The sequence below is a fragment of the Nocardiopsis lucentensis DSM 44048 genome (assembly GCF_000341125.1).
Classification (GTDB): Bacteria; Actinomycetota; Actinomycetes; order Streptosporangiales; family Streptosporangiaceae; genus Nocardiopsis; species Nocardiopsis lucentensis.
The window spans coordinates 1-4546 of record NZ_ANBC01000793.1; the positions used below are offsets into that span (position 1 = coordinate 1).

5 protein-coding genes are annotated in these 4546 nt (G+C 72.3%); 3 read left to right on the top strand and 2 right to left on the bottom strand.

What is annotated here, in order from left to right; all coding sequences use genetic code 11:
- Positions 1-155: 155 nt before the first annotated feature.
- Positions 156-575 carry an arsenate reductase ArsC gene (locus D471_RS0127715; protein ID WP_017601635.1) on the bottom strand — a complete coding sequence of 140 codons (420 nt, stop codon included), beginning with the start codon at positions 573-575 and terminating at the stop codon, positions 156-158.
- A gap of 94 nt (positions 576-669) precedes the next feature.
- Here D471_RS0127715 and D471_RS0127720 point away from each other — a divergent pair, with 94 nt between their 5' ends.
- From D471_RS0127720 to D471_RS0127730, 3 genes are all read left to right on the top strand, one after another.
- Positions 670-984, top strand: coding sequence for an ArsR/SmtB family transcription factor (locus D471_RS0127720; RefSeq protein WP_017601636.1), 315 nt, complete (start codon positions 670-672; stop codon positions 982-984).
- Positions 981-2060, top strand: coding sequence for an ACR3 family arsenite efflux transporter (gene arsB / locus D471_RS0127725; protein ID WP_017601637.1), 1080 nt, complete (start codon positions 981-983; stop codon positions 2058-2060). The genes D471_RS0127720 and arsB overlap by 4 nt, the downstream gene beginning before the upstream one ends.
- A gap of 124 nt (positions 2061-2184) precedes the next feature.
- Positions 2185-3252 carry an ArsO family NAD(P)H-dependent flavin-containing monooxygenase gene (locus tag D471_RS0127730; protein WP_017601638.1) on the top strand — a complete coding sequence of 356 codons (1068 nt, stop codon included), beginning with the start codon at positions 2185-2187 and terminating at the stop codon, positions 3250-3252.
- Here D471_RS0127730 and D471_RS0127735 read toward each other — a convergent pair.
- A complete protein-coding gene (locus D471_RS0127735) occupies positions 3240-4472 on the bottom strand; it encodes an MFS transporter (protein ID WP_017601639.1) in 1233 nt (410 codons plus the stop codon). The genes D471_RS0127730 and D471_RS0127735 overlap by 13 nt on opposite strands.
- Positions 4473-4546 lie beyond the last annotated feature (74 nt).

A 4546-nucleotide genomic window follows, 5' to 3' on the forward strand; every position in this document is an offset into this window, starting at 1 on the left:
GGCGGGCCACGCGCGGAGGGGGCGGGGCTCCGCGTTCCGGTGGACGCGTCCCCTTGTCGACTCGTCGCCGGATCGACTCGTCGACCCCGGGGCCGCCTCCAGCCCCCCGGCGACGCGAGCGGGGTGACGAGCGTGCGCCCGCTCACGCCGTGCCGTCAGGCCTCCCGCCGGGCGCCGATCTCCGCGATCAACCGCTCGACGCGCGTCCTGATCTCGTCGCGGATCGGTCGGACGGCCTCGACGCCCTGTCCGGCCGGGTCGGGCAGCGTCCAGTCCAGGTAGCGCTTACCGGGGAAGATCGGGCAGGTGTCCCCGCAGCCCATGGTCACGCACACGTCGGAGGCCTCCACGGCTTCGACGGTGAGGATCTTCGGGCTCTGGTCGGTGATGTCGATGCCGACCTCGGCCATCGCCTCCACCACGGCGGGATTGAGCGCGTCGGCCGGGGCCGAGCCCGCCGAACGCACCTCGATCCGGTCTCCGGCCAAGTGACTGAGCCAGGCGGCGGCCATCTGGGAGCGGCCCGCGTTGTGCACGCACACGAACAGGACGGACGGCGTGTCGGAGTGGGACATGGTGCGGGGCCTTCTCGTCTCGGTGGAGAGCGGGGACCGGAACAAGGGTCCTCACTCAACGCATCAGCGTTTGATGATGGGATAATATCAGCACATGCTGATGTCAGTTGAAGGTGACCTGATCAAGGCGCTGGCTGATCCGCTGCGCACACGGATCGTCGCCCTGCTCGCCCACGAGACCCTGTGCACCACGCACCTGGTCGCCGAGACCGGCGCCAGGCAGACCAACCTGTCCAACCACCTGCGGATCCTGCGCGAGGCCGGGGTGGTCGAGACCGAGCCGTGCGGACGCTACACCTACTACCGGCTCCGCCCCCAGGCGCTGGAAGGACTGGCCGGAGCCCTGGGCGAACTCGCCGCCACCGCCCGCGCCACGGCCGCCGCCGACCGGAAGCGGGCCTGCACGTGACCCGCACCGACCCCCCGACCGCCCCCGCACCGCCCGCCGCCCGCCTGTCCACCCTCGACCGCCTCCTCGCGGTCTGGATCCTGCTCGCCATGGCCGCCGGCCTGGGCCTGGGCCGCCTGGTCCCCGGCTTGGACGCCGCGTTGGCCGCCCTGGAGGTGGGCGGGATCTCCCTGCCCATCGCCCTGGGCCTGCTGATCATGATGTACCCGGTGCTGGCCAAGGTCCGCTACGACCGCCTGGACACCGTCACCGGCGACCGCCGCCTGCTCGTCTCCTCCCTGGCGGTCAACTGGATCGTCGGCCCCGCGGTGATGTTCGCGCTGGCCTGGATCTTCCTGGCCGACCTGCCCGAGTACCGCACCGGCCTGATCATCGTCGGCCTGGCCCGCTGCATCGCCATGGTGATCATCTGGAACGACCTGGCCTGCGGCGACCGCGAGGCCGCCGCCGTGCTGGTGGCCCTCAACTCCCTCTTCCAGGTACTGGCCTTCGGCCTCCTGGGCTGGTTCTACCTCGACCTGCTCCCCGGCTGGCTGGGCCTGGACACCGACGGCCTGGCCGTCTCCCCCTGGCTGATCGCGGCCAACGTCGTGATCTTCCTCGGCATCCCCCTGGCCGCCGGGTTCCTCACCCGGTACCTGGGCGAGCGGCGGATGGGCCGCGAGCGCTACGAGAGCGTCTTCCTGCCCCGGATCGGCCCGTGGGCGCTGTACGGACTGCTGTTCACGATCGTGTTGCTGTTCGCCCTGCAGGGCGGCACCATCACCAGCCGACCGCTGGACGTGGCCCGCATCGCGATCCCGCTGCTGGTCTACTTCGCCCTGATGTGGTCGGGCACCTTCGCCCTGGGCAAGGCGATCGGGATGGGCTACGAGCGCACCAGCACGCTCGCGTTCACCGCGGCGGGCAACAACTTCGAGTTGGCGATCGCGGTGGCCGTCGCCACCTTCGGTGTCACCTCGGGCCAGGCGCTCGCGGGTGTGGTCGGCCCGCTGATCGAGGTCCCGGTGCTGGTGGGGCTGGTGTACGTGTCACTGGCCTGGCGGCGAAGGTTCACCACCCGAAAGGAGTGGTGACCCGACGGGGCCCGGGTGAGACGGGCACCAGCGGGCCCCGCCCCTTGAACGCATCCCGTCACGACACACCAGCGATGAGCCGGGGCCACGGCGCCCCGGCACGTGGGAAGGGCCGGGAACGCACATGGAGCAACGGACGGTCGACGTCGCGGTCGTCGGCGGCGGACAGGCAGGGCTCGCGGCCGGATACTTTCTACGCCGGGCGAGGATCGACCACGTCATCCTGGACGGTGGTTCCGCCCCGGGAGGTTCGTGGACCGAGTACTGGCACTCACTGCGGCTGTTCTCACCGGCCGGCCACAGCATGCTGCCGGGCTGGTGGATGCCCGCCGAGGACGGGCACGAGTACCCGAGCGCGGCACACGTGGCCTGGTACCTGGCCGAGTACGAGAGCCGCTACGAACTCCCGGTACGCCGTCCCGTCCACGTGAGAGGTCTGGAGCGGGCGGAGGAGGCTCTGCGTGTGGTCACCGACCAGGGGGAGTGGCGGGCCCGCTTCGTCGTCAGCGCCACCGGCACCTGGGGTGGTCCCCACCTCCCGAACATCCCGGGGCGCGAGGAGTTCGACGGCAGACAGCTGCACACCGTCGACTACCGGGCACCGGAGGAGTTCACCGGTCAGCGGGTCGTGGTGGTCGGCGGCGGCAACTCCGCGGCGCAGATCCTCGCCGAGCTCTCTCAGGTCGCGGACACCACCTGGACCACGTCGCGCCCTCCGCGCTTCCTACCCGACGACGTGGACGGCCGGGCCCTCTTCGCCATCGCCACCCAGCGCCAGCGCGCCGTGCGAAACGGTGGCCGGGCGGCACGGGGTGTGGGCGACCTGGGCGACATCGTGATGGTGCCGACCGTCAGGGAGGCCCGGGACCGAGACGCGCTCAGGGCCGAACCGATGTTCACCCGTCTCACCCGCACGGGCGTGGCCTGGGCGGACGGAAGTGAACTGACCTGCGACGCGATCGTGTGGTGCACAGGATTCCGGCCGGCCCTGGACCATCTCGCGCCCTTGGGGCTGGCGAACGGCGCGGGCCGGATAGCGCTGGAGGGAACCCGCGCGGTCGGCGAACCGCGGCTGTTCCTGTTGGGCTACGGCGACTGGACCGGGCCGGCCTCGGCCACGCTGGTCGGTGCCGGGCGCACGGCCAAGACGACGGTCGCCGAGATCACCGACGCTCTGGCTCACGAGGAATAGCGCTCTCGGCCGCGGGAGTGTCCGGGGCGGCTGAACAGCGCTGCCACGGATCCCGCGGCCGCCAGGGCGCTCAGTGCCGCGAACGCCCCCGCGTACCCGCCCAGTGCTCCGGCCAGCGACACACCGATCCAGGGGGCGAGCGCGGAGGCCAGCATCAGCGGGACGTGCATCACCCCGCTGACCCCGGCGTAGACCGCCGTGCCCCACCGTTCGGCCACCGCCGTGGCGTGCAGCAGGGTGAGCACACCGCGCGCCATGCCCGCCAGGACGGCGACCGCCACGACCAGCCCCCAGGGTCCGGGCACCAGCGCCAGGAGCAGGGATGTGGCCGCGCACGCGGCCAGGACGATCACCGTTCGGGGAACGGGTGCGGTTCTCCGCTCCAGGTGCGCGTAGACCAGACGCCCCGCCACCTGTCCGAGTCCTCCCAGGCCCAGTGCCCAGGCCGCGGTCGTGGTGTCGAAGCCCCTGGACTCCAGGAGGGGGACGAGGTTGACCACGCCCGCGTACACGGTCAGCGCCCCCGCCGCCAGGGCTGTGGTCAGCGCCCAGAAGGCTCGGCTGCGGATCACCGTTCCCACCGTCGTGCCCGGTCCGCCAAAGCCCTCGTCCACGCCGAGCCCCGCCCATGCGCGGGGGAGGGCGAAGGCGTGGAGCGGCACGACCACCAAGGCGACGACCCCGCTCAACACGAGGTAGGCGCACCGCCACCCCCACGCCTGTTCCAAGGCCGCGGTCACGGGCGCGAAGACGGTGCTCGCCAGCCCGCCGGAGAGCGTCAACGCGGTCAACGCCCGCACCCGTGCGGCACCGTACCAACGGGTGAGGGCCGCGAAGGCGGGCGGATAGTACAGCCCGGCCATGGCGGTCCCGGCCACGATCCACGCCAGGGCGAAGAAGACCGCGCTCGGGGCCAGGGCGATGCCCGCCACGGCCGGGACGGCGATCAGGGCCGCCCCGGTCATCACCGGCCGTGGGCCGTGCGTCTGCAGCAGCCTTCCCACGAGGACTCCGGTCAGACCCGCCGTGACCTGGGCCGCGGAGAAAAGGGCGGTGACCGTGGCCGAGGACCAGCCGGTGTCGGCGGGGATCGCCGTGGCCAGCACCGGGAAGGCGTAGAACAGCACCCCGTAGCTCGTGGTGACGGTGACGCACAGGACCGCCAGCCCCCGGCGCGCTCCGACCACGGGTACGGAGGCGTCGGGGGCACGAACGCGCACGGGTCTCAAAGGGTCCCGGCCGGCGCGGTGAGCTCGACCTCCTGGGGACCGCCCGCCGAGCAGCAGCCGCTACC

Bases quoted from the DNA above. Each gene is read 5' to 3' on its own strand.
- D471_RS0127715 (WP_017601635.1), bottom strand. From the start codon at position 575: ATGTCCCACTCCGACACGCCGTCCGTCCTGTTCGTGTGCGTGCACAAC.
- D471_RS0127730 (WP_017601638.1), top strand. From the start codon at position 2,185: ATGGAGCAACGGACGGTCGACGTCGCGGTCGTCGGCGGCGGACAGGCA.
- D471_RS0127720 (WP_017601636.1), top strand. From the start codon at position 670: ATGCTGATGTCAGTTGAAGGTGACCTGATCAAGGCGCTGGCTGATCCG.